We start from the raw sequence: 324 nt of genomic DNA on the forward strand, positions 1-324 counted from the left end.
CTTGCGTACGCTCGATAATCATATCACGCTCCATCTCCGCAACCGATAGCAAAGTTCTGACAATCATACGCCCAATTGGAGTGTTATCTATCGTTCCTAAATTTAAAACCTTAATCATTATTTTTTCTTTCAATAAGTCATCAATTAAGTTCAATGCTTCTCTAGTATTACGAGCAAAACGATCTAACTTTGTGACGATCAATGTGTCATTGGGTTCAATCAGATGGACCAGTTTTTCAAATTGCGGTTGCCTGGTATTACATTTCTTCGAGATAATTCATAAGAAATTGTTGACGGTGATCGGTTCAGCCGAACGCCCATTTG

1 pseudogene is annotated in these 324 nt (G+C 38.3%); it reads right to left on the minus strand.

Annotation, left to right across the window (positions count from 1 at the left end):
* Positions 1-256: pseudogene (locus IV36_RS10110) on the minus strand (recombinase family protein); the annotation flags it as partial.
* Positions 257-324: the final 68 nt, after the last annotated feature.

The organism is Liquorilactobacillus mali (assembly GCF_001437155.1).
Lineage (GTDB): Bacteria > Bacillota > Bacilli > Lactobacillales > Lactobacillaceae > Liquorilactobacillus > Liquorilactobacillus mali_A.